We start from the raw sequence: 22,490 nt of genomic DNA on the forward strand, positions 1-22,490 counted from the left end.
GGGGTCAGAAGACCGACTCGGCCTCGTCCATCCGGTCCGCCGGCACCGTCTTGAGCTGGGTGATGGCGTCGGCGAGCGGAACCATCTTGATCTCGTTGCCACGCAGAGCCGTCATCCGGCCGAAATCGCCCCGGTGCGCGGCCTCCACCGCGTGCCAGCCGAAGCGAGTGGCGAGCACCCGGTCGTACGCGGTCGGCGTGCCTCCGCGCTGCACGTGGCCGAGAATGACCGGCCGGGCCTCCTTGCCGAGCCGGGTCTCCAGCTCGATGGCCAGCCGGTTGCCGATGCCCTGGAAACGCTCGTGGCCGTACTGGTCGATCTCGCCCTTGGCGTACGGCATGGAGCCCTCGGCCGGGTGCGCGCCCTCGGCGACGCAGATGACCGCGAACTTCTTGCCCCGTGCGAAGCGTTCTTCGACCATCTTGACCAGGTCCTCGACCTGGAAGCGGCGCTCGGGAAGGCAGATGCCGTGCGCGCCGCCCGCCATTCCGGACTCCAGCGCGATCCAGCCGGCGTGGCGGCCCATCACCTCGACGACCATGACCCGCTGGTGCGATTCGGCGGTGGTCTTGAGGCGGTCTATGGCTTCGGTGGCGACGCCCACCGCGGTGTCGAAGCCGAAGGTGCGGTCGGTGGCGGAGATGTCGTTGTCGATGGTCTTGGGGACGCCGACGACGGGCATACCGGCGTCCGACAGCATCCGCGCGGCGGTGAGGGTGCCTTCGCCGCCGATCGGGATGAGGGCGTCCATGCCGTAACGGCGGCTCAGCTCGGCGCAGTTCTCGGCGGCCTCGCGCAGCCGGTCGCGCTCCAGCCGGGCCGAGCCGAGAATGGTGCCGCCACGGGCGAGGATGCCGCTGACCGCGTTGAGATCGAGGGGGCGGAAGTGGCCGTCGAGGAGTCCCTTGAACCCGTCCTCGAAGCCGATGACTTCATCGCCGTGACCCACCACGGCACGGTGGACGACCGACCGGATCACTGCGTTCAGGCCTGGGCAATCGCCGCCTGCGGTGAGAACTCCGATGCGCATCGTGCTGTATCTCCTGCTCGCTAGTGCCGTGCATTTCGGGGGCGCCTACAGAATCCCCCGTACCGTGAGCCACAACGATTGTCCCACGTCAGGTCTGGTCCTCGCGCTCTCGGCCGCTCCGGGGACGCCCGCACGGCCCGTTCCGCCGGATGCGGCAGCGAACCCGGCGGCGGTCCGGCCGGACGCGCGGAGGGGGCTCCCACAGCCTTCCGCCGAGGGCCTTTCGCCCGGCGGGCGGCGTCCGAGCCCCCACAGGTATCGTCAACATCGCAATACCATCCCAAACCGCAAAAATGGACGGGAGAGCACGCGTGACGCGCAGCGTGTACGTGACCGGGATCGACCGGGGAGACGGCCGCCAGGTCGTCGATCTGGGAATCATGGAGCTCCTGACGCGTCAGGTGGACCGGGTCGGGGTGTTCCGGCCGCTCGTCCACGACGGACCCGACCGGCTTTTCGAGCTGCTGCGGGCCCGCTACCGGCTCTCCCAGGATCCCGCGTCGGCCTACGGGCTGGACTATCACGAGGCGTCCGCACTCCAGGCGGAGCAGGGCACGGACGAACTTGTCTCCCGGCTCGTCGAACGCTTCCATCAGGTGGCCCAGAAGTACGAGGTGGTGCTGGTCCTCGGCACCGACTACGCCGCCACGCAGCTCCCCGACGAGCTGGCACTCAATGCCCGCCTCGCCAATGAGTTCGGCGCCTCGGTCATCGCGGTGGTCGGCGGGAAGGGCCAGACCGCGGAGTCCGTACGGGCCGAGACCCACAATGCCTACCGGGCGTACGCCGGTCTGGGCTGCGATGTCCTCGCGATGATCGTGAACCGGGTGGCGGCCGAGGACCGCGATGCCATCGCGGAACGGCTGGCGGCCCGGCTGCCCGTCCCCTGTTCCGTCCTGCCGGACGATGCGGCACTCTCCGCGCCGACCGTCACCCAGATCACCGCGGCGCTCGGCGGCACGGTGCTGCTCGGCGACGACTCCGGGCTGGCCAGGGACGCGCTGGACTTCGTCTTCGGCGGCGCGACGCTGCCGAACATGCTGAAGGCGCTGACGCCGGGCTGTCTGGTGGTCACGCCCGGGGACCGGGCGGATCTGGTGGTCGGCTCGCTGGCCGCGCACAGCGCCGGGACCCCGCCCATCGCGGGTGTGCTGCTGACCCTGAACGAACGCCCCGGCGAGGAGATACTCAGGCTGGCCGCGAGACTCGCACCGGGTACCCCGGTCGTCTCCGTGGCCGGCGGCTCCTTCCCCACCGCTGGTGAACTCTTCGCGCTGGAAGGCAAGTTGAACGCGGCGACGCCCCGCAAGGCGGAGACCGCACTGGGCCTCTTCGAGCGCCATGTGGACACCGGCGCCCTGCTGGACCGGATCTCGGTGGCCCGCAGCGGCCGTGTCACCCCGATGATGTTCGAGCACGAGCTGCTGGAGCAGGCCCGCGCCGACCGGCGCCGGGTCGTCCTGCCGGAGGGCACCGAGGAACGGGTGCTGCGCGCCGCGGACGTACTGCTGCGCCGCGATGTCTGCGACCTCACGCTCCTCGGCGACGTCGATGTCATCCGCAAGAAGGCCGCCGACCTCGGCATCGATCTCGCCGGTACGCAGCTCATCGACCCGCAGAGCTCCGAGCTGCGCCAGGCGTTCGCCGAGCGGTACGCACAGGTGCGCGCGCACCGCGGGGTCACGGTGGAGCTGGCGTACGACGTCGTCGCGGACGTCAACTACTTCGGCACCCTGATGGTCCAGGAGGGGCTCGCGGACGGCATGGTCTCCGGGGCCGTGCACTCCACCGCGGCAACGATCCGCCCCGCGTTCGAGATCATCAAGACGAAGCCGGACGCCTCGATCGTCTCCTCCGTCTTCTTCATGTGCCTCGCCGACAAAGTCCTGGTGTACGGCGACTGCGCGGTCAACCCGGACCCGGACGCGGAGCAGCTCGCGGACATCGCGGTGCAGTCGGCCGCGACCGCCGCCCGCTTCGGCGTGGAGCCGCGGATCGCGATGCTGTCGTACTCGACGGGCACCTCGGGTTCGGGCGCCGATGTCGACAAGGTGCGCGAGGCGACGGACCGGGTGCGCGAGAGCCGGCCGGACCTCAGGATCGAGGGTCCGATCCAGTACGACGCCGCGGTGGAGCCGAGTGTCGCCGCGACGAAGCTGCCCGGCTCCGAGGTGGCGGGTCAGGCGACAGTGCTGATCTTCCCGGATCTGAACACCGGCAACAACACCTACAAGGCAGTGCAGCGCTCGGCGGGCGCCGTGGCCGTCGGACCGGTGCTCCAGGGGCTGCGGAAGCCCGTCAACGATCTGTCCCGGGGCGCACTGGTCCAGGACATCGTCAATACCGTGGCCATCACGGCGATCCAGGCACAGGGCGAGGAGCGAACCGCATGACCACCCCGACCGCAGAAGGTTCTTCCACCGTGGCCGCGAATCGCGTGCTCGTTCTCAACTCCGGCTCCTCGTCGGTGAAGTACCAGCTCCTGGACATGAGCGACCACTCCCGGCTGGCGGCCGGACTGGTCGAGCGGATCGGCGAGGAGACCTCCCGGCTGGTGCACACCCCGCCGGCCGGCAGTGGCGCCGAGCCGCGTGAGCGCATCGGCCCGATCGCCGACCACGAGGCCGCACTGAAGGCGGCGGCCGAGGAACTGGCGGCCGACGGTCTTGGCCTGGACTCCCCCGCACTGGCGGCGATCGGCCACCGGGTGGTGCACGGAGGGCTCCGGTTCACCGAGCCCGTGGTGATCGACGACGAGGTGCTCAAGGAAATCGAGCGCCTGGTCCCGGTGGCCCCGCTGCACAATCCGGCGAACATCCTCGGCATCCGTACCGCCCAGGCCCTGCGTCCGGACCTTCCGCAGGTGGCGGTCTTCGACACGGCGTTCCACACGACGATGCCGGAGTACGCGGCGCGGTACGCGATCGATGTGGAGACCGCCGACGCGCACCGCATCCGGCGCTACGGCTTCCACGGCACCTCGCACGCGTACGTCTCCCGCAAGGCCGCCGAGCTGCTGGGACGCACCCCCGAGGAGGTCAATGTCATCGTGCTGCACCTGGGCAACGGCGCCTCGGCGTCGGCGGTTGCGGGCGGCCGGTGCGTGGAGACCTCGATGGGGCTGACCCCGCTGGAGGGGCTGGTGATGGGCACGCGTTCCGGCGACATCGATCCGGCGGTCACCTTCCACCTCAAGCGGGTGGCGGGGATGTCCACGGACGAGATCGACGCGCTGCTCAACAAGAAGAGCGGTCTGGTCGGGCTCTGCGGCGACAACGACATGCGGGAGATCCGGCGCCGGATCGACGAGGGCGACGAGCGTGCGGCGCTGGCGTTCGACATCTATGTGCACCGGCTGAAGAAGTACATCGGCGCCTATTCGGCGGTCCTCGGGCGGGTGGATGCCGTGGTGTTCACGGCGGGGGTCGGGGAGAACTCGGCGCCCGTACGGGAGGCTGCGATCGCCGGACTGGAGGAGTTCGGCCTGGCGGTGGACGCGGATCTGAACGCCGTACGGTCCGGCGCACCGCGGCTGATCTCGCCGGACTACGCACGGGTCGCGGTCGCCGTGGTGCCGACGGACGAGGAACTGGAGATCGCCGTCCAGACCTTCGCACTCGTCGGACAGGCCCACAACTGAGCACCCCTGCGCCCCTTTGTATCTTCCACCAGACGGAATATTCCGCAGCGAAACAAACCGATAGGATCCGCCTCATGCGCCGTTCCAAAATCGTCTGCACACTCGGTCCCGCCGTCGACTCCCATGAGCAGCTCGTCGCTCTGATCGAGGCCGGCATGAGCGTGGCCCGCTTCAACTTCAGTCACGGCAGCCACGAGGAGCACCAGGGTCGTTACGACCGGGTCCGCAAGGCCGCCGCCGAGACCGGCCGCGCGGTCGGTGTGCTCGCCGACCTCCAGGGCCCGAAGATCCGCCTGGCGAAGTTCGCCGAGGGCCCCGTCGAGCTGGTCCGCGGGGACGAGTTCACCATCACCGCGGAGGACGTCCCCGGCGACAGGTCGATCTGCGGCACGACCTACAAGGGCCTGCCCGGCGACGTCGCCAAGGGCGACCCGATCCTGATCAACGACGGCAACGTCGAGCTGAAGGTCGTCGCGGTCGAGGGCCCCCGGGTGAAGACCATCGTCATCGAGGGCGGTGTCATCTCCGACCACAAGGGGATCAACCTGCCCGGCGCGGCGGTCAACGTACCGGCCCTGTCCGGGAAGGACGTCGAGGACCTGCGGTTCGCCCTGCGGATGGGCTGCGACCTGGTGGCGCTCTCCTTCGTACGGGACGCCGATGACGTCAAGGACGTCCACAAGGTGATGGACGAGGAGGGCCGCCGGGTCCCCGTCATCGCCAAGGTCGAGAAGCCGCAGGCCGTCGAGCACATGGAGGGCGTCGTCATGGCGTTCGACGGTGTCATGGTCGCCCGTGGCGACCTGGCCGTCGAGTACCCCCTGGAGAAGGTCCCGATGGTGCAGAAGCGCCTGGTGGAGCTCTGCCGGCGGAACGCCAAGCCGGTGATCGTGGCGACCCAGATGATGGAGTCGATGATCACCAACTCGCGGCCGACCCGCGCCGAGGCGTCCGACGTCGCCAACGCGATCCTGGACGGTGCGGACGCGGTCATGCTGTCGGCCGAGTCCAGCGTGGGCGCGTACCCGATCGAGACGGTCAAGACAATGTCGAAGATCGTCGTCGCCGCCGAGCAGGAGCTGCTCTCCAAGGGCCTCCAGCCGCTGGTACCGGGCAAGAAGCCCCGCACCCAGGGCGGTTCGGTGGCCCGTGCCGCCTGCGAGATCGCGGACTTCCTGAACGGCAAGGCACTGGTCGCCTTCACCAAGTCCGGTGACACGGCCCGCCGCCTCTCCCGCTACCGCGCGGCGCAGCCCATCCTGGCCTTCACCACGGACGAGTCCACCCGCAACCAGCTCGCCCTGAGCTGGGGCGTCGAGGCCCACGTCGTACCGCACGTGGACAACACCGACGCCATGGTCGACCTGGTCGACGCGGAGCTCCTGAAGCTGGACCGCTACAACGAGGGCGACACGATGGTCATCACGGCCGGCTCGCCTCCCGGCATCCCGGGCACGACGAACATGGTGCGGGTGCACCATGTGGGGGGCGGGGCGCGCGACTGACGCGGCCGGTACCCGTACGGCAAGACTTGTGGGCCGCACTCCGGAAGGCGTGCGGCCCACAAGTCTTCTGTGCGGCTCCCGAACGGGTCGGTGTCGGCTAGCTGTTGCCGCCGGTGAAGTAGTTATGCAGTCCGGGCACCGTGAGCGTGCCGCCGAACTGGCCGGCCTGGGTCACCTTGACCTTGGTGAAGAAGGCGAAGGGGACATCCAGCGGCGGCGGGGTCTCCGGGCTGAACGTGACCGGGAAGAGGCCGAAGAGGTTGCCCTTCAGCTCCTCCGTGTACATCGTCACCGTGCCGTTGCGGATGGTGGACGTGGAGCCCTTCCGCGCCTGGACGTGGGCCGTGGTGCCGGCCGGGCCGACCGTCAACTGGTGGAGGTCATTGATGTCGATGGAGCTCGCGGTGAACTTCAGCACCTTCTTGATGGTGCCGTCCTGCGTCTTCACCTCGACAATGCCCTTGTAGTCGAGCCCGTTGAGGGTCAGCAGCGAGCTCTCCAGGATCCACGGGTCGGTCGGGAGCAGCGGGACGCCCGTCTCCAGGTCGGCCGCGGCCAGTGCCTCGGGGTCGGCCGTCGGGCACGGGAAGCGCGGCTTAGCGCCGTCCGGGATGTCGTCGTCCTTCTTGGCGTCGAGTCCCTTGGCGCTGTCGTCGAGCTCCTCGACCGACTTGCCGGCCTTGTCGGCGGCGTCGCGGATGGCAGCGGCGGTCTTGTCGGCCGTCTCCTTCGCGGTGTCCGTGGCCTTCTCCGCAGGCTTCTCCGCGGGCTCGGCGGTGTCGCTCTGCGACGGCTTCGGGGACACCGTGCTCGCGCTCGGAGACGGGCTCGCCGTCTCCTTGTCCGGTCCGTCGAAGAGGTCCTTCAGTGCGTCACCGACGCCCAGCGGGTCGAGCGGGTTCGTCGACTTCGTGGGTGTGGGCGAGGCACTCGGCGAGGCGGCGGCGGGCGCGTCGGCAGCCTTCGCCTCCGGCTTCGCGGCGTCGCTCGCGGACGGGGTCGCAGAGGGCTCCGGGGTCGCCGCGTCGCCCTTGTCACCGGAATCGGTGGCGGACGGGGACGGGGACGGCGACTTCGTCTCCGACGCGGACGGGGACGGCGACTCGCTCGGCTCGTCGGAGCGGGTCACGCAGGGGCCGGGCGCGAAGGGTATGTCCGTGCTGTCGTCGGCCAGCGCGAGCTTGGGGGTGAGCCCCATGCCCACGAAGACGGCCGTCGGCATCGCGGCGAGCGCGAAGGCCTTGCCGGCGGGTATGTGCAGCTTCGTCAGCAACGACTTCCTGGGGGCCGCGTGGCGCGGTCCGCTTCTCGTCCGGAGGTCCTCGTTTTCGAAGCTGGTTGCCTGCCTGTCATCACCCCGCACGATGCCTCCCGCCGTCGGCCTCAACGGTCGTGCCGTGCTCAGTGGGCTGCCGCTGAGGGGCGACTGCCTCGTAGTACGCGCCCTCCGGGAGTTCACCCGCCGACTCGCTCTTCGCGAACGCTGCGACCGCGGGCGTTTCCTCGCCGAGCGGGGTGGCATCCGTCGCCGGTACCCCCGGGGCCCAGGAGAGGGAGAGCGCCCCACCGAGCAGGGCGAACAGGAAGCCCATCACGAAGCCGCCGATGTTCGCGACTGGTATGGAGATCAGAGCCAGAAGAATGGCCGCGACACCGGCGAACACCCTGACGATGTGGTGGAACCACATCGTCAGACCCAACGTGATCAGCAGGACTCCGATGATGAGAGACCCCGCGCCCGCCGTGGTCGACATCGCCAGCGTCAAATTGCCGAGGTGCATGTTGGCGTACGGGAAATAGGCGATGGGCACTCCGCCCACCATGGTGAACAGACCCGCCCAGAAGGGCCGGTTACCCCGCCAGGTGCGGAAGCGCCGCCGAAAGACGCGGAGGTAGTGATCGTTCTGCCCTGTGGATTCGGGGCTCATGGAAAACAGCTCCCTGGAACCGGTACCGCTGTGAGAAGAAGAAGAAGGGTGGGTGGCCGGGCACACGCCGAACATGCCCAGCCACCCGGGCGAGCGCTTAGTAGCACTCCTGGACGCCCTTGTGGAGCTTGAGCGACAGTCCGCTGAGGTTGAAGGTGCCTGCCGTCGTGGCCCACGCCTTCTGCTCCACGCCCTTCAGCACGGCTTTCTCGGCCCGCTGCGCGAAGCCGTTCGGGTTGGCCTGAGTGCCGGGCTGGATGCCCGGGGAGCCCGGCCTCTCCTTCTTCGGCAGAGAACCGGCCGCGACGCCGATGTCAATGTTCCTGAACTGGGCGTCGGCCTCGAGTTCGGAGACATCGAGGTAGAGGTCCTTGGCGTAGACCTTCTTGTCGCCCTTGCTCGGGTCACCCGCGTTGAGGGTCAAGGTGACGCTACCGAGACCGAACGGCAGGTTGGGCGTGACGACCGACTGGCACATCTTGGTGATGTAAGCCTTACGGAAGCCGGACACGGCCACCGGGGCCGCCATGTCCTTACCGTCGAGAGTCTTGCCCGTGGCCACGCTGCCGTACTGAACGAAGTCGTAGCCTTCGAGCTCGGCGGCACTGACCTTGAACTCCTGGCCGGACACGCTGAACGAAGCCGCGAGCGCACCCTGCGCCAGGCCGACGCCCACCGCTGCGCTAGCCGCCACGCTCGGCACCATGACCAGAGCGAAACGCTTCCATCTGGTGCCACCACGAACCTGGGAACTCATTATTTTCCTCCTTCTCGGACGTACATCTCCGGTACGGGCGAGGGCCCGTCCTGGGATGGGAGAAGTGCTACGTCCTCGGAAAGGAGAGCGCCCGCGTACGGAGGCAGGAACCGCGTCCGAATCGCCGGCGATCACCCCCGAGCGACAACCACTGGCCACGCATTCGCGCAACCTGTTCGGACAGGCCCTGCCGGACGGCAGGAACCCCCCTGTCCGGAGTCGGCGCCACTGCCGCCGACCCACTCGGTGGGGACCCAACAGGGCCGCCGCCCCGACTGGCAGCCGGGCCGGCGTTATTGGACCGAGCGTGGCCGATCGTGGTGCATTCCCGCCCGCGGCACAAGGGGGTTCGTTACTCGCTAGTAACGGCCCGATGACCGATGCGCGACCAGGCGACATCACCCGGCCACACAGGGTGGCGTCGAACGGAAGGACGAAAGGGGAAATCGGGGTCTTTGTGCAGACAGATCCCGGGGGGTGATTTACTGCGAGTAACAGGCCGTACCTTTATCAAGATTTGGTAAAGCGGGGCCGTCTCTTATCGCCTGATCGCGAAAACGGCCGTGGCACCCCGGGGGTGCCACGGCCGCGTTGTCACATCAGAACAAGACCCGCGCCAGCGCCGTACGCGCGGCGCCGACCCGCGGATCGTCGGGGCCGATCACCTCGAACAGCTCCAGCAGCCGCACCCGCGCCGTGTCCCGGTCGTCGCCGAAAGTACGGCGCACCGTCTCGACGAGTCGGCCGAAGGCGTCCTCGACATGACCACCGACCAGATCCAGATCGGCGGCCGCGAGCTGCGCCGTGACATCGGCCGGGTTCCCCGCCGCGTCCTTGCGGACCTGCTGCGGGTCCATGTCCTTGACCCGGGCGAGCAGTTCGGCCTGGGCGAGACCGAGCTTGGCCTCCGTGTTGGCCGGGTCGTCGGACAGGACGTTCTTGTACGCACTGATGGCACCGGCGAAGTCGCTGGCGTCCAGGGCCTGTACGGCCGCTTCGAGCAGGGCGTCGTACGGCCCGGCGGGCTCCTCGGCAGGAGCCTCGTCGGCTCCCTCGGCGGCGGCCGCGTCCTGGTCGACCACGATTCCGGTGAGCCCGAACCGCTCCTCGCCGACCTGGATCAGCTGGTCGAGCGTCTGCCGGATCTGGGCCTCGGGAGCCGCGCCCTGGAACAGCGGGAGGGCCTGCCCGGCGACGACGGCGAAGACCGCCGGGATGCCCTGGATGCCGAACTGCTGCATCAGCATCTGGTTGGCGTCGACATCGACCTTGGCCAGCACGAAGCGGCCGTTGTACTCATGGGCCAGGCGCTCCAGGAGCGGCCCCAGCTGCTTGCACGGCTCGCACCACTCGGCCCAGAAGTCGATGACGACCGGGACCTCGGCGGAGCGCTGGAGAACGTCGCTCTCGAAGCCCGCCTCATCGACATCGATCACCAGGGCGGACGGCGACACGGCCCCGCCACCACCCTGCCGGGCGGCCTCGGCACGGGCCTGCTCCGCCTTCACCTTGGCCTCGCCGGCCGCCTTCACCGCGGCAAGGTCGACGACGCCGCTCATGGACATGTTCCTAGGCTGCATACGTACATCCTCCCCCCTCGGCACGCCGATATGGAAAGCGAGACGGGAACCGCACCCGTCCGCGGCCCCCGCCGGCGTGCGGGGGCACGGACAGACACGGTCCGAGGGCCCCTGAAAGACCCGTTTCGGCGCCGGGTCCCCACCCGGTGCCTGTGGCTGTCGTTCGGTCGTGGCGTCATGACGGCATGACCATCGTCTTTACGCTACGACCCGTAGCGTAACTTCCCGACACCCCTCGCGCACAAGTACGTTCGGTGATCTGTCTCACGGCGAACGGGGCCGGTCGGTTCTACTTACTGACCGGTATGGTCGCGGCATGCTGAGCCACAGCCGCCCCAAACCCCTCCGAACGGGACGTCCGCGCAGCGCCGCGGCCGATGAAGCGATCCTGGAGGCGACCAGAGCCTCTCTGGTCGACCTCGGCTGGTCGAAGCTGACGATGGGCGACGTGGCGACGCGGGCCGGGGTCGCCAAGACGACCCTGTACCGGCGGTGGGCGGGCAAGAACGAGCTGGTCGTGGACGCCGTCGCGGTCCTCTTCGACGAGCTGGAACTGCCCGATCTGGGCAGCCTGTCGGCCGATGTGCAGGCGGTGGTGCTGCAGTTCGCCGCGCTGCTGGAGCGGCCGGAGACCCAGACGGCGCTGATGGCGGTGGTCGCGGAGTCGACCCGCGACGAGGCGCTGCGGACCCGGATCCGCGACTCGATCGTGTACCGGCAGAAACGGCTGGTGCTTCAGGGGCGCCAACGGGCCCAGGAGCGCGGGGAGTTGCCCGTTGAGCAGGACGAGGCCGTGGCGGCGACGACCGCCGATCTGATCTTCGATGTGATCGCCGGTGCGGTCGTGCACCGGGCCCTGGTGAGCGCCGAGCCCGTCGACGAGGACTGGGCCCGGCGCTTCACCGTGCTGCTGCTCGCGGGGCTGGGTGCGGCGGCCTCCGCGTAGCGGGGGGCTGCTGCCGCCGAGCGCAGCTGTCGAGCATGACTACCGACTGCCCGTCAGAAGCCGGGCGGCTCCGTGTAGGTGCCCCACTCGTCGCGCAGAACCCCGCAGATCTCGCCGAGCGTCGCCTCGGCCCGTACCGCATCGAGCATCGGCCCGATCATGTTGGAGCCGTCGCGGGCGGCGGCCAGCATCGCGTCCAGCGCCGACTTGACCAGCGCATCGTCGCGGGCGTCCTTGCGGCTGCCGAGCACCCGGACCTGCTCGCGCTCGACCTCGTGACTGACCCGCAGGATCTCCAGGTCGCCGGTGACCGAGCCGTGGTGGACGTTGACGCCGACGACGCGCTTGTCGCCCTTCTCCAGCGACTGCTGGTACCGGAAGGCGGACTCGGCGATCTCGCCGGTGAACCAGCCGTCCTCGATGCCGCGCAGGATGCCGGAGGTGATGGGCCCGATGGGGTGCTGCCCGTCCGGGTGGGCCCGGGTGCCGCGTTCCTTGATCTGGTCGAAGATCTTCTCGGCGTCGGCCTCGATCCGGTCGGTGAGCTGCTCGACGTACCAGGAACCGCCCAGCGGGTCGGCCACATTGGCGACGCCGGTCTCCTCCATCAGCACCTGCTGGGTGCGCAGCGCGATCTCGGCGGCCTGCGCGGAGGGGAGTGCGAGGGTCTCGTCGAGGGCGTTGGTGTGCAGCGAGTTGGTGCCGCCGAGGACCGCGGAGAGCGCCTCGACCGCCGTCCGCACGACGTTGTTGTACGGCTGCTGGGCGGTGAGCGAGACACCGGCGGTCTGGGTGTGGAACCTGAGCCACTGCGCCTTGTCGGTCCTGGCGCCGTACGTCTCCTTCATCCAGCGGGCCCAGATGCGGCGGGCCGCGCGGAACTTGGCGATCTCCTCGAAGAAGTCGAGGTGCGCGTCGAAGAAGAAGGAGAGACCGGGGGCGAAGGTGTCGACGTCCAGCCCGCGGGAGAGGCCGAGCTCCACGTAACCGAAGCCGTCGGCGAGGGTGTACGCGAGCTCCTGCGCGGCCGTCGCCCCGGCCTCGCGGATGTGGTAGCCGGAGACGGAAAGCGGCTTGTAGGCGGGGATGTCGCGAGCGCAGTGCTCCATCAGGTCGCCGATGAGGCGCAGATGGGGCTCGGGCTGGAAGAGCCACTCCTTCTGCGCGATGTACTCCTTGAAGATGTCGGTCTGGAGCGTGCCGTTGAGCACGCCCGGGTCGACGCCCTGACGCTCGGCGGCGACCAGATACATGCAGAAGACGGGGACGGCGGGTCCGCTGATCGTCATGGACGTCGTGACGTCGCCGAGCGGGATGTCCTTGAAGAGGATCTCCATGTCGGCGGCGGAGTCGATGGCCACGCCGCAGTGCCCGACCTCGCCGAGCGAGCGGGGGTCGTCGGAGTCGCGGCCCATCAGCGTCGGCATGTCGAAGGCGACACTGAGCCCGCCGCCGCCCGCGGCGAGGATCATCTTGTAGCGCTCGTTGGTCTGCTCGGCGTTGCCGAAGCCGGCGAACTGGCGGATGGTCCAGGTCCGGCCGCGGTAGCCGGTCGGGTAGAGCCCCCGGGTGAAGGGATACTCGCCGGGCCAGCCGATCCGCTCGAATCCCTCGTACGTGTCCCCGGGGCGGGGACCGTACGCGGGTTCCACGGAATCTCCGGAGAGTGTGGTGAAGTCCGCGTCACGTTTGCGGGCCTTGTCGTAACGGGCCTGCCAGCGGCGGCGGCCTTCCTCGATCGCGTCAGCGTCCATACCATCGAATTTACTAGGACGTCCTAGTAAATGTCGATGGCAAACCGCCCGGCGCTTTGCACGGGGCGGTTCGGGTGCTGCGGGGTGGGCCGGGCTCGCCCGGGTGGCTCAGGCCTTGACGGTGACGGGAGAACCGTCGGCGACCAGCGGCTCGACCTCGCGGACGACCTTGCGCTCGACGAAGAACGCGGCCGTCGGGATGGTGCCGGAGATCAGCACCCAGAGCAGCTTGCCCACCGGCCACTTCGCCTTGGAGCCCAGGTCGAAGGCGAAGACGAGGTAGATGATGTAGAGCACGCCATGGATCTGGGAGACGACGAGCGTCAGATCCTTGCCCATGTGGAAGCCGTACTTGAAGATCATGCAGGTGCAGAGCACCAGCAACATGACTGCGGTGACGTAGGCCATCACCCGGTACCGGGTCAGCACACTGCGTTTCATGGAATCGAGCGTAACCGGACGCCCGGGGCGATCTTGCAGCGGGCCGGGCCCTCGAAATGTTGTCCTATGCCTCTTCGAAATCCTTGGCCGCGATCCGCAACGGCCGCAGCATGGCGAAGATCTCCGCGCACTCCTCGGCGTCGTACACCCCGAGCCCGAACTCCATGTCGACCAGGTCCTTGGTCGCGGCCTCGACGACCTCGCGGCCCTTGTCGGTGATGGAGGCGAGGGTTCCGCGGCCGTCGTTCGGGTTGGGGCGCTTGGCGACCAGGCCGGAGCGCACCAGCCGGTCCACCGTGTTCGTGACGGAGGTGGGGTGGACCATGAGCCGCTCACCGATCTTGGACATCGGCAGCTCACCGGCCTTGGAGAAGGTGAGCAGCACCAGCGCCTCGTACCGTGCGAAGGTCAGGCCGTACGGTTTGACGACCGCGTCGACCTCGGCGAGCAGGATCTGCTGCGCGCGCATGATCGAGGTGATCGCCCCCATCGAGGGCACCGGGCCCCAGCGCTGCTGCCAGAGTTCGTCGGCGCGGGCGATGGGATCGAAGGGGAGACTGAGCGGCTTCGGCACGGCATCGACCTTACCCACTGGTCATATGCCGGTCAGCCCCGTCTCGAACTTCGGTCCGAGGACCGTGAGCGGGTTCCGTGCTCCTGACCTCGCGGACGAGGACGAGCGTGCACACCGTACCGATCACGGCCGCCCCGGCGACCACCTGATGTACGGGGAGAAATTCGGCGGCGAGCCCGGCGAGGGCCATGCCGACGCCCTGGATCGTCATCAGCCCGGCGGTGAGCAGGGTCATGGCCCGGCCCCGCAACTGCTCCGGGACGGCGTCCACGAACCACTGGTCGAGACCGATGACGTACGCCGCCCCCGCCCCGGCCAGCGCGAGCGCGACGGCACTCAGGACCATGCCGGGACGGAACCCGTACAGCAGGAGGGGCAGCAGCCCGGCGGCGGCGACCGGCAGCACGATCCTGGAGCGCAGGCGCGGGGCGAGCACCGCGCCCACGTACAGCTCGGCGCCGATGTGGCCGACCGGCATCGCGCACATCAGCAGTCCGAGCGCGGCCGGGCCGACACCGATCTCGTCCGCATACGGTGCGGCGAGCGCCTCCGGTGCCACGACGAACATCGCCGGCAGCCAGAAGAGCAGCAGCAGGGCGCGGATCCTGCGGTCGGCGAGGACGGTACGGGCTCCGGCGAGCGAGTCCTTGAGCAGGGCGCCGCCTGCGTCGCCGCCGCTCCGGGCGGGCCGGTCCCGGGTCCCGAAGCGGAGCAGCGCCGCCGAGCAGAGGAAGGTCCCGACGGTGATGGTGATCGCCCCGCGCGCGGACACCGCGGCGAGCAGCACACCGCCCACGCCGAAGCCGATCAGCATCGCGCTCTGCGACACGATCCGCAGCAGGGAGCGGCCCAGTACATAGAGGTCGCCATCGCCGAGGATGTCGGTGAGCGCGGCCATACGCGTCCCGGTGAAGACGGGCGACACGGAGGCGACGAGGCAGCGCAGCGCGAGAAGCCCGCCGACGGGGGTGCCGGGCAGCACCATGACGGCGACACAGCCCGCGCAGATCAGATCGCAGATGACGAGGACCCGGCGGGCGGGGTAGCGGTCGGCAACCCCGGCGAAGAGCGTGCCGCCGACGAGGTACGGGAGGAGACCGAGCGCGAAGGTGAGGGCGCTGAGCAGGGGCGAGCCGGTGAGGTCGTAGACGAGGACGGTGAGCGCGATCTCGCTGACGACGACACCGAGGAGGGAGAGCAGGTGTGCGGCGAAGACGGCACGGAACTCCCGTACGGCGAAGACGGCGCGGTAGCCGCGGGGGGTGCCGGGGTCCGGGACGGAGGCCGGAGCCCGGGGCGCGGGTGACGGGTTCGGGTCAATGGGGTCGGCGCGCTCCGGGGACGAGCCCGGGGACGGCGCCGCTCCTGCGGGGCGGACGTTCGCGGCGCGGCATGCGGCTGACGGGTTCTGGGGTGAGGAGCTCGTCGGGCCGCTCGGGGGGTTCGCCGTGTCGCGTGGACTGCCCGCCGGTGCGGGGCTGTTGCTCGGCATGGACGCAGCGTGGAGGAACACGGCCCGTACTCGATAGACTTTCGGCTGACACCGAATCTCCGCGAGGCGCGCCGATGCCGTTCCGTCTGCATTTCGACGAGAGCGATCTGCTGCGCTGCAGGTTCGCCCTCTCCCCGCTCTGGGAGACGCAACAGGCGGTCCGCACCCTCCTGCGCCCCGGGAACCACGGCTACCACGAGCCGTGGCTGCGGCGCATCCGGAGCGCCGCCGCCGGGCTCGACCTCGGGCCGCTGTGGTCGCTGATGCCGGAGAGCGGACACAATCCGGACTTTCTTTCCCCGCCACCGCTCGGGCCGTACGCCTCGTTCGAGGAGGAGATCGCCGGGGTACGCGCCATGGACCCCGAGCTCGTCCGTGAGGATCTGACGCTGACGCTCGCCTGTGTGCCGGGGGGACTGGACTCCCCCGCCGGACGGGCGATGCTCGACGACCCCGCCCGCGCGCAGCGGGAGCTGTCCGCGCTTCTGGAACAGGCGTGGCGGGTCCTGGTCGAGCCGGACTGGCCGCGGTTGCGCGCGTTGCTCGAGGCGGACATCGCGTACCACTCGCGCCGGCTCGCCGCGGTCGGCTTCTCGCGGCTGCTCGGTGAGTTGAGTCCCCAGCTGAGCTGGGCGGACTCGACGCTCACGCTCGTCGGGATGCGGGGCCGCCACTCCCGGGTGCTCGGCGGGCAGGGTCTCGTCCTGATGCCGAGCGTCTTCGCCTGGCCGGACGTGGTCAGCGGGTACGAGCCGCCCTACCAGCCCGCGGTGATCTATCCGGCGCGCGGGATCGGTGGTCTGTGGACGGAACCCGCCGACCGTACGCCGCAGACGCTCGCGCGGCTGCTCGGGCGGGCGCGGGCCGACATCCTGTGCACGCTCGACGAACCGGCGGGGACGAGCGCCCTCGCCCACCGGCTCGGCCTCGCGCCGTCCTCCGTGTCGGAGCATCTGTCCGTACTGCGGGCGGCCGGGCTGCTGACCTCGCGGCGGTACGGGCACCAGGTGCTGTACGAGCGGACGCCGCTCGGGATCGCGCTGGCGGTGGAGCCCGAGACGCACTCCGGGTGACGGAGACCCCCCTCGCCTTGCGGCGAGAGGGGTCTCCGGGGAGCGCAGGGACGTCAGTCCGCGAGGTACCGCTCGACCGTCTCGACCTTGGAGGTCAGCCCGTCGGTGACACCGGGGCGGATGTCGGCCTTCAGCACGAGGGAGACACGTCCGGCGCGGGCCTCGACGGCGGCGACGGCCCGCTTGACGACGTCCATGACCTGGTCCCACTCACCCTCGATGGAGGTGAACATGGCGTCCGTGCGGTTGGGCAGCCCGGACTCGCGGACGACCCGGACGGCGTCGGCGACGTACTCGCCGACGTCCTCACCGACGCCCAGCGGACTGACCGAGAACGCGACGATCACGCGCTGACCACGCCTTCCCGGCGGGCACGGGCGGCAATGACGTCGTCGGCCTCGTAGCGCTTGAGCACCTTGTCGCCGTACAGCCCGCCGAACGGCACCAGCGCGAGCAGGAAGAAGAACGCGACACGCTTCAGCGGCCACTTGGTCTTGGACCAGACGTCGAGCAGCAGGACGGCGTAGATCACGAAGAGCACACCGTGGATGATGCCGAGCGGCATCATCAGGAAGTCGATGTCCGAGACCCGGCTGAGGATCGAGCCAAAGATGATCAGCGCCGGGAAGGAGAGCGCCTCGGGAATCGAGATGAGGCGCAGCCGGTGCAGGGCGGTAGCGGTCTTGATGTCCACAAGGGCACCTTCGGTGGGAGGATCGTGACAGCTTGTGAATACAGGCACAAGCGCACCCATTGTGGCATCGGCACGGGCGGCGCTCGGCGCCGGGGCCGTATGTGTCCGGTCACGTGCCGCCGCCTGGCCCCAATCCGTTCCGTCGTCGCCCCGTACGGGATACGTCCCGATTGCGTACGGGCCCCGTACCGGATGCGCATCAGGGGTGGTTCAGGATGCCGCTTCCTCCCCAGGGCCCTGTCCCGGCCGGGGCCGGGCCGATACCGTCGCTCCGTGGCAATGTTCCGACTCCAAGGCAGCAGAACGCTCGCCGTCGACCTGGCCGGCGACGCCGTCAGGGCGAAGAACGGCTCGATGGTCGCGTACGACGGCCGGATGACGTTCAAGAAGATGACCGGCGGCGGCGACGGCCTGCGCGGCATGGTGACCCGCCGGCTGACCGGCGAGCAGATGACCGTGATGGAGGTGACCGGGCAGGGCACCTGCTACTTCGCCGACCGCGCGAGCGAGATCAGCCTCGTCTCGCTGCACGGCGACAAGCTGTGTGTCGAGGCGAGCAATCTGCTCTGCACCGACGCCGGGCTGCGCACCGGAACCACCTTCACCGGCCTGCGCGGCGGGGCGACGGGCAACGGCCTGTTCACCACCACCGTCGAGGGCACCGGGCAGGTGGCGATCACGTCGGACGGTTCGGCCGTGGCGCTGCGGGTCTCGGCCCAGTACCCGCTGTTCGTCGACCCCGGCGCCTACATCGCACATCAGGGCAATCTGCAACAGCACTTCCAGTCCGGGGTGAACTTCCGGACGCTGATGGGCGAGGGCTCGGGCGAGTCCTTCCAGATCCGCTTCGAGGGCGAAGGACTCGTCTACGTGCAGCCGAGCGAGCGGAACACCATCGGGGGCGATGTCTGATGCCGTTCCGGGAGATCAACTCGAAGATGGTCGAGGCGACGGTGCTCCCCGGCCAGAAGATGTACAGCCAGCGCGGCGCGATGCTCGCCTATCGCGGCGAGGTGTCGTTCACGCCGAACATCCAGGGCGGCCAGGGGGGCGTGATGTCGATGATCGGCCGCCGGGTGGCCAATGAGGCGACGCCGCTGATGACGGTAGAGGGCAGCGGCACGGTGTTGTTCGGCCACGGAGGCCATCACATCCAGGTGATCAACCTGTCCGGCGACACCCTGTACGTGGAGGCCGACCGGCTGCTCGCCTTCGACGGGACGCTGCAGCAGGGCACGATGTTCATGGGCTCGCAGGGCGGAGTGATGGGCATGGTGCGCGGCCAGGTGACCGGGCAGGGCCTGTTCACCACCACCCTCAAGGGTCATGGCGCGGTCGCGGTGATGGCCCACGGCGGGATGATCGAGCTGCCGATCACCCCGGGCCGCGAGGTGCATGTGGACCCGCAGGCGTACGTCGCCCACCACGGCGACGTACGCAACAAGCTCTCCACCGCGCTCGGCTGGCGCGACATGGTGGGGCGCGGCTCCGGCGAGGCGTTCCAGCTGGAGCTGAGCGGCAGTGGCGCGGTGTACGTCCAGGCCTCGGAGGAGAAGCTGTGAGCACGCCCGTGGTCTTCGACCCGATGACGCTGCCGTCGGACGACAACGTCAACTCGTACACCTTCTGCGTGGAGCTCAAGGGGAGCCAGTGGTTCCTGCAGAGGGGCAAGATGATCGCCTATTACGGGCGGATCGAGTTCAACGGCATCGGCCACGGCCGCTTCGATCGGCTGATCCGTACGAGCTTCCACTCGCCGCTGCACGCGAGCGACTGGGTGGTGGCCGAAGGCAGCGGCAAGATGCTCCTCGCCGACCGCGCCTTCGACGTGAACTCGTACGACCTGGAGGACGGGAATCTGACGATCCGGTCCGGCAACCTCCTCGCGTACCAGCCGACCCTGGCACTCAAGCAGTCCATCGTGCCGGGCTTTCTGACACTGATCGGTACGGGAAAGTTCGTGGCCGCGTCCAACGGTCCGGTGGTCTTCATGGAGCCGCCGCTGCGGGTCGATCCGCAGGCACTGGTGGGCTGGGCGGACTGCCCCTCGCCGTGCCACCACTACGACCACGGCTATATGACGGGCGTGATGGGCGGGCTCAGGTCGCTGACCGGGATCGGCGGGACGTCGGGCGAGGAGCACCAGTTCGAGTTCGTCGGGGCGGGTACGGTGCTGCTGCAGTCGACCGAGATCCTGATGCCCGAGCAGCCGACGGGGGCGACGCCGGCGCAGGCCGGGGTGCCGGGTGGTGCGGGTCAACATGGCTCCGCACCCCGTCTGCCCGGTCAGCTCGGGGACCTCCAACGCCGCTTCGGTTTGTGAACGGTAGTCTGCGGAGTGTGACGTCGAACGTCTGCACCCCGCACCCGAGCCCGTCTCCGGGCAAGTGCCGGGCGTCACACTCCCCCACCTTCGTCCGGCTTTCAACTTCTTAGGTAGAATCCATACATGGAGACCGAGACGGCCACTCGCTGGCTGAACGACGCGGAGCAGTGCGCCTGGCGCACCCACCTGGACGTCAGCAGGCTGCTGATGCACCAGTTGGAGAAGGACCTCCAGCCGTTCGGTCTGACCAACAACGACTACGAGATCCTGGTCAACCTCTCGGAGTCGGACGACCAGCGCTTGCGGATGAGCGACCTCGCCGCCGCGACGCTGCAGTCCAAGAGCAGGCTCTCGCACCAGATCACCCGCATGGAGAGCGCGGGACTGGTCCGCAGGGAGAACTGCGAGTCGGACCGGCGCGGACTGTTCGCGGTCCTCACCGATGAGGGTGCGGAGACGATGCGGAAGGTGGCGCCGCACCACGTGGCGTCGGTGCGCAAGCACTTCATGGACCTGTTGACGCCGGAGGCACTGACGGACCTGCACGCGGCACTGACACCGGTCGCGGATCATCTGCGGGGGCGCCGCGGCAAGGTGTGACCTGCGGGTCGGGGGCGGTGTTCAACCGGCGCTCGGCAGCCACAGCTCGAACCGCGCGCCGCCCTGAGGCGCACCGTCCACCGTCAGCCGGCCGCCGTGCCGGGCTGCGACGTCACGGGCGATGGCGAGGCCGAGACCGGCGCCTCCCTCGTCCCGCGTACGGGCGTCGTCGAGGCGTACGAAACGTTCGAAGATCCGCTCGCGCTCGTCCGGTGGCACCCCCGCCCCGTCGTCGGTGACCGCGACGACCACGCCGCCCCGCTCCGCACGCAGCGAGACCGCCACCGTGCGCTCCGCATGACGCTCGGCGTTGTCCAGCAGATTGCCGATCACCCGGGCCAACTGCCCACGCGAACCGGCCACTTCGAACGCACCGGAGTCCGGTACGGACACCGCCACCGGAATCCGGTCGCCGGTGCGCTGCGAGACCTCCTCATGGACCAGCGCGCCCAGGTCCAGCGTCGTACGGCCCGGCCGCTCACCCGCGTCCAGCCGGGCCAGCAGCAGCAGATCGGCCGCCAGCGCCTGCAGCCGTACGGTGTCGGCGACGGCGCCCGGCACGTCCAGCAGCTCCGGATGCGCGGCGCCCACCTCCAGCTGGGTGCGCAGGGAGGCGATCGGGCTGCGCAGTTCGTGCGAGGCGTCCGCGACGAAGCGCCGCTGCCGGTCGACGGAGGCCTCCAGAGCGGTGAGCGTCTCATTGGTCGTACGGGCCAGCCGGGCGATCTCGTCGCGCGAGCCGGGCTCCGGCACCCGTCGGCTCAAGTCCTCGGACGCGGTGATCGCGGCCATCTCGCGCCGGATTCCCTCGACCGGGCGCAGCGCCCGCCGGGTCACCAGCCAGGTGACCCCGGCGACGACGAGCAGCAGCACCGGCAGCCCGATCAGCATCGCCCCGCGCACCGTGCCCACGGCCTCCTGCTCGGCGGCCAGCGGGGCGCCCGCGTGGACGGTCAGGGTCACCCCGGCGGAGGTGGTGGCCTGTACGGACGCGAAGCGGTAGTCGGCCGTTTCTCCGTCGACGGTGGCGGTGCCGTTGGTGAAGTCCGGTTCGTCGGAGTCGACTTCACCGCGGCCGGGGATGCTGTGACCGCCGTTGTCGTCGCCGTAGCCGTCGTCGCTTCCGTCGTCGCCGGACCCGGTGGAGCTTCCCGCGGCCGGTGACGGGGCCGGCGTGACCTGATCCGTGCCGGTGCCGGAGATCGCCTGCAGGTCCTTGGAGACGGCCACCACGCGCCCGTCCTCGTCGGTCACCTGGACCGGGTGATCCTCCTCCTCCCGCATCTCCAGCCGGTCGTACGGCACATCGAGGGCCAGCTGCCCGGCCGCCTCACGGGCCACCACCTCGGCCTGCAGCCCCGCCTGGTCGGTGAGGTTGGCGCGCAGGACGAGGAGTACGGCGAGCCCTGCGCCGACCAGTGCGACCGCGACCACGACCGTGGCACCGAGTGCGGCCCTGGCCCGTACCGATCTCACAGCGCCTCCAGCCGGTATCCGGCGCCGCGCACCGTACGGATGGCGGCCGCGCCGAGCTTGCGCCGCAGCGCGCTGACGTACACCTCGACGATGTTCGGGTCGCCGTCGTAGGCGAAGTCCCAGACGTGTTCCAGGATGTCCGCCTTGCTCACCACCTGCCCGGACCGCAGCGCAAGCTGTTCCAGCACCGAGAACTCCTTGGCGGTGAGGGTGATTTCGGCCGGACCGAGGTACACCCGACGAGCGGCGGTGTCCATGCGCAGGGAGCCGACGGTGACCACCGGCGAGCCGGAGCCGCCGCTCCGGCGCCGCAGCAGCGCCCGGATCCTGGCCACCAGCACGACGTACGAGAAGGGCTTGGTCAGGTAGTCGTCGGCCCCGGTGTCGAGGCCCTCCGCCTCGTCGTACTCCCCGTCCTTCGCCGTCAGCATCAGGATCGGCATCTCCTGGCCGGCGGCGCGCAGGGCGGCACAGACCCGGTAGCCGTTCATCCCGGGCAGCATGATGTCGAGGACGACGAGGTCGTACGCCCCCTCGACGGCCCGGTGCAGCCCTTCGAGACCGTCGTGCACGACATCCACGGCGAAGCCCTCGGCGGTGAGTCCCCCGGCCAGGGACATCGCCAGCCGCTTCTCGTCCTCCACGATCAACAGGCGCATACACACAGGGTCGCA

At 69.6% G+C, this 22,490-nt stretch carries 22 protein-coding genes; 9 read left to right on the top strand and 13 right to left on the bottom strand.

The features are described from left to right. Window positions 1-4 precede the first annotated feature (4 nt). Window positions 5-1,030, bottom strand: coding sequence for an ATP-dependent 6-phosphofructokinase (locus OG953_RS13860; RefSeq protein WP_405684473.1), 1,026 nt, complete (start codon window positions 1,028-1,030; stop codon window positions 5-7). A 311-nt stretch (window positions 1,031-1,341) separates the two neighbouring features. Between OG953_RS13860 and pta the strand changes: the two genes are divergently transcribed. The 3 genes from pta (at window position 1,342) to pyk (ending at window position 6,175) form a co-directional block, all read left to right on the top strand. Beyond that, on the top strand, window positions 1,342-3,423 hold the full coding sequence (gene pta, locus OG953_RS13865) for a phosphate acetyltransferase (RefSeq protein ID WP_405684475.1): 2,082 nt from the start codon (window positions 1,342-1,344) through the stop codon (window positions 3,421-3,423). Then, a complete protein-coding gene (locus OG953_RS13870) occupies window positions 3,420-4,670 on the top strand; it encodes an acetate kinase (protein ID WP_405684477.1) in 1,251 nt (416 codons plus the stop codon). Before pta ends, OG953_RS13870 begins: the two co-directional genes overlap by 4 nt. Window positions 4,671-4,744: 74 nt before the next feature. Continuing rightward, entirely contained in the window at window positions 4,745-6,175 is a 1,431-nt protein-coding gene (gene pyk / locus OG953_RS13875) for a pyruvate kinase (RefSeq protein ID WP_405684479.1), read from the top strand. A gap of 97 nt (window positions 6,176-6,272) precedes the next feature. Here the strand turns inward: pyk and OG953_RS13880 are convergent, their stop codons facing one another. From OG953_RS13880 to OG953_RS13895, 4 genes are all read right to left on the bottom strand, one after another. Further along, window positions 6,273-7,538: a hypothetical protein gene (locus tag OG953_RS13880; RefSeq protein WP_405684480.1), complete on the bottom strand. Its 1,266-nt coding sequence runs from the start codon at window positions 7,536-7,538 to the stop codon at window positions 6,273-6,275. Then, window positions 7,528-8,103, bottom strand: a complete 576-nt coding sequence (locus tag OG953_RS13885; protein ID WP_405684481.1) for a DUF6114 domain-containing protein — start codon at window positions 8,101-8,103, stop codon at window positions 7,528-7,530. Before OG953_RS13885 ends, OG953_RS13880 begins: the two co-directional genes overlap by 11 nt. A gap of 97 nt (window positions 8,104-8,200) precedes the next feature. Then, window positions 8,201-8,860: a DUF6230 family protein gene (locus tag OG953_RS13890; protein ID WP_405684483.1), complete on the bottom strand. Its 660-nt coding sequence runs from the start codon at window positions 8,858-8,860 to the stop codon at window positions 8,201-8,203. Window positions 8,861-9,459: 599 nt separating this feature from the next. Further along, on the bottom strand, window positions 9,460-10,440 hold the full coding sequence (locus OG953_RS13895; protein WP_405684484.1) for a tetratricopeptide repeat protein: 981 nt from the start codon (window positions 10,438-10,440) through the stop codon (window positions 9,460-9,462). Window positions 10,441-10,756: 316 nt separating this feature from the next. On the opposite strand from OG953_RS13895, the gene OG953_RS13900 reads away from it, so the two are divergent. After that, the gene (locus OG953_RS13900; protein WP_405684485.1) at window positions 10,757-11,386 is read left to right on the top strand and encodes a TetR/AcrR family transcriptional regulator; all 630 of its coding nucleotides are present in this window, start codon (window positions 10,757-10,759) and stop codon (window positions 11,384-11,386) included. A 53-nt stretch (window positions 11,387-11,439) separates the two neighbouring features. On the opposite strand, the gene OG953_RS13905 is transcribed toward OG953_RS13900, so the two are convergent. The 4 genes from OG953_RS13905 to OG953_RS13920 all read right to left on the bottom strand — a co-directional run bounded on the left by OG953_RS13905 (window position 11,440) and on the right by OG953_RS13920 (window position 15,647). After that, window positions 11,440-13,140, bottom strand: coding sequence for a methylmalonyl-CoA mutase (locus OG953_RS13905; protein WP_405684486.1), 1,701 nt, complete (start codon window positions 13,138-13,140; stop codon window positions 11,440-11,442). Between the two features lie 108 nt (window positions 13,141-13,248). Next, window positions 13,249-13,581: a DUF3817 domain-containing protein gene (locus OG953_RS13910; RefSeq protein WP_405684487.1), complete on the bottom strand. Its 333-nt coding sequence runs from the start codon at window positions 13,579-13,581 to the stop codon at window positions 13,249-13,251. 64 nt (window positions 13,582-13,645) lie between these two features. After that, window positions 13,646-14,155 (bottom strand): MarR family winged helix-turn-helix transcriptional regulator, encoded by a 510-nt coding sequence (locus OG953_RS13915; RefSeq protein ID WP_114249309.1) that lies wholly within the window; start codon window positions 14,153-14,155, stop codon window positions 13,646-13,648. A gap of 10 nt (window positions 14,156-14,165) precedes the next feature. Beyond that, window positions 14,166-15,647 (bottom strand): MFS transporter, encoded by a 1,482-nt coding sequence (locus OG953_RS13920; protein ID WP_405684489.1) that lies wholly within the window; start codon window positions 15,645-15,647, stop codon window positions 14,166-14,168. A gap of 74 nt (window positions 15,648-15,721) precedes the next feature. On the opposite strand from OG953_RS13920, the gene OG953_RS13925 reads away from it, so the two are divergent. Next, window positions 15,722-16,720, top strand: a complete 999-nt coding sequence (locus OG953_RS13925) for a DUF5937 family protein (protein WP_405684490.1) — start codon at window positions 15,722-15,724, stop codon at window positions 16,718-16,720. Window positions 16,721-16,773: 53 nt separating this feature from the next. Here OG953_RS13925 and OG953_RS13930 read toward each other — a convergent pair whose 3' ends face one another. Together OG953_RS13930 and OG953_RS13935 are read right to left on the bottom strand one after the other, a co-directional pair. Then, the gene (locus OG953_RS13930; protein ID WP_383307035.1) at window positions 16,774-17,067 is read right to left on the bottom strand and encodes an MTH1187 family thiamine-binding protein; all 294 of its coding nucleotides are present in this window, start codon (window positions 17,065-17,067) and stop codon (window positions 16,774-16,776) included. Continuing rightward, the gene (locus OG953_RS13935; protein WP_405684491.1) at window positions 17,064-17,414 is read right to left on the bottom strand and encodes a DUF3817 domain-containing protein; all 351 of its coding nucleotides are present in this window, start codon (window positions 17,412-17,414) and stop codon (window positions 17,064-17,066) included. Before OG953_RS13935 ends, OG953_RS13930 begins: the two co-directional genes overlap by 4 nt. Before the next feature lie 279 nt (window positions 17,415-17,693). Between OG953_RS13935 and OG953_RS13940 the strand changes: the two genes are divergently transcribed. From OG953_RS13940 to OG953_RS13955, 4 genes are all read left to right on the top strand, one after another. Then, window positions 17,694-18,326 (top strand): AIM24 family protein, encoded by a 633-nt coding sequence (locus OG953_RS13940; protein WP_405691813.1) that lies wholly within the window; start codon window positions 17,694-17,696, stop codon window positions 18,324-18,326. After that, the gene (locus OG953_RS13945) at window positions 18,326-18,976 is read left to right on the top strand and encodes an AIM24 family protein (protein WP_405684493.1); all 651 of its coding nucleotides are present in this window, start codon (window positions 18,326-18,328) and stop codon (window positions 18,974-18,976) included. Before OG953_RS13940 ends, OG953_RS13945 begins: the two co-directional genes overlap by 1 nt. Continuing rightward, window positions 18,973-19,737, top strand: coding sequence for an AIM24 family protein (locus tag OG953_RS13950; protein WP_405684494.1), 765 nt, complete (start codon window positions 18,973-18,975; stop codon window positions 19,735-19,737). Before OG953_RS13945 ends, OG953_RS13950 begins: the two co-directional genes overlap by 4 nt. 126 nt (window positions 19,738-19,863) lie before the next feature. Continuing rightward, entirely contained in the window at window positions 19,864-20,340 is a 477-nt protein-coding gene (locus OG953_RS13955; protein WP_405684496.1) for a MarR family winged helix-turn-helix transcriptional regulator, read from the top strand. 21 nt (window positions 20,341-20,361) lie between these two features. On the opposite strand, the gene OG953_RS13960 is transcribed toward OG953_RS13955, so the two are convergent. Together OG953_RS13960 and OG953_RS13965 are read right to left on the bottom strand one after the other, a co-directional pair. Then, the gene (locus tag OG953_RS13960) at window positions 20,362-21,816 is read right to left on the bottom strand and encodes an ATP-binding protein (RefSeq protein WP_405684497.1); all 1,455 of its coding nucleotides are present in this window, start codon (window positions 21,814-21,816) and stop codon (window positions 20,362-20,364) included. Beyond that, window positions 21,813-22,475 (bottom strand): response regulator transcription factor, encoded by a 663-nt coding sequence (locus tag OG953_RS13965; RefSeq protein ID WP_405684498.1) that lies wholly within the window; start codon window positions 22,473-22,475, stop codon window positions 21,813-21,815. Before OG953_RS13965 ends, OG953_RS13960 begins: the two co-directional genes overlap by 4 nt. Between the last annotated feature and the right edge of the window lie 15 nt (window positions 22,476-22,490).

Source organism: Streptomyces sp. NBC_00057, from assembly GCF_045041165.1.
Lineage (GTDB): Bacteria > Actinomycetota > Actinomycetes > Streptomycetales > Streptomycetaceae > Streptomyces.

Coding starts and splice junctions, on each gene's coding strand:
- pyk (WP_405684479.1), top strand. CDS start 4,745: ATGCGCCGTTCCAAAATCGTCTGCACACTCGGTCCCGCCGTCGACTCC.
- OG953_RS13890 (WP_405684483.1), bottom strand. CDS start 8,860: ATGAGTTCCCAGGTTCGTGGTGGCACCAGATGGAAGCGTTTCGCTCTG.
- OG953_RS13965 (WP_405684498.1), bottom strand. CDS start 22,475: ATGCGCCTGTTGATCGTGGAGGACGAGAAGCGGCTGGCGATGTCCCTG.
- OG953_RS13900 (WP_405684485.1), top strand. CDS start 10,757: ATGCTGAGCCACAGCCGCCCCAAACCCCTCCGAACGGGACGTCCGCGC.
- OG953_RS13955 (WP_405684496.1), top strand. CDS start 19,864: ATGGAGACCGAGACGGCCACTCGCTGGCTGAACGACGCGGAGCAGTGC.
- OG953_RS13910 (WP_405684487.1), bottom strand. CDS start 13,581: ATGAAACGCAGTGTGCTGACCCGGTACCGGGTGATGGCCTACGTCACC.
- OG953_RS13860 (WP_405684473.1), bottom strand. CDS start 1,030: ATGCGCATCGGAGTTCTCACCGCAGGCGGCGATTGCCCAGGCCTGAAC.
- OG953_RS13885 (WP_405684481.1), bottom strand. CDS start 8,103: ATGAGCCCCGAATCCACAGGGCAGAACGATCACTACCTCCGCGTCTTT.
- OG953_RS13870 (WP_405684477.1), top strand. CDS start 3,420: ATGACCACCCCGACCGCAGAAGGTTCTTCCACCGTGGCCGCGAATCGC.
- OG953_RS13895 (WP_405684484.1), bottom strand. CDS start 10,440: ATGCAGCCTAGGAACATGTCCATGAGCGGCGTCGTCGACCTTGCCGCG.
- OG953_RS13940 (WP_405691813.1), top strand. CDS start 17,694: ATGTTCCGACTCCAAGGCAGCAGAACGCTCGCCGTCGACCTGGCCGGC.
- OG953_RS13945 (WP_405684493.1), top strand. CDS start 18,326: ATGCCGTTCCGGGAGATCAACTCGAAGATGGTCGAGGCGACGGTGCTC.
- OG953_RS13920 (WP_405684489.1), bottom strand. CDS start 15,647: ATGCCGAGCAACAGCCCCGCACCGGCGGGCAGTCCACGCGACACGGCG.
- OG953_RS13905 (WP_405684486.1), bottom strand. CDS start 13,140: ATGGACGCTGACGCGATCGAGGAAGGCCGCCGCCGCTGGCAGGCCCGT.
- OG953_RS13925 (WP_405684490.1), top strand. CDS start 15,722: ATGCCGTTCCGTCTGCATTTCGACGAGAGCGATCTGCTGCGCTGCAGG.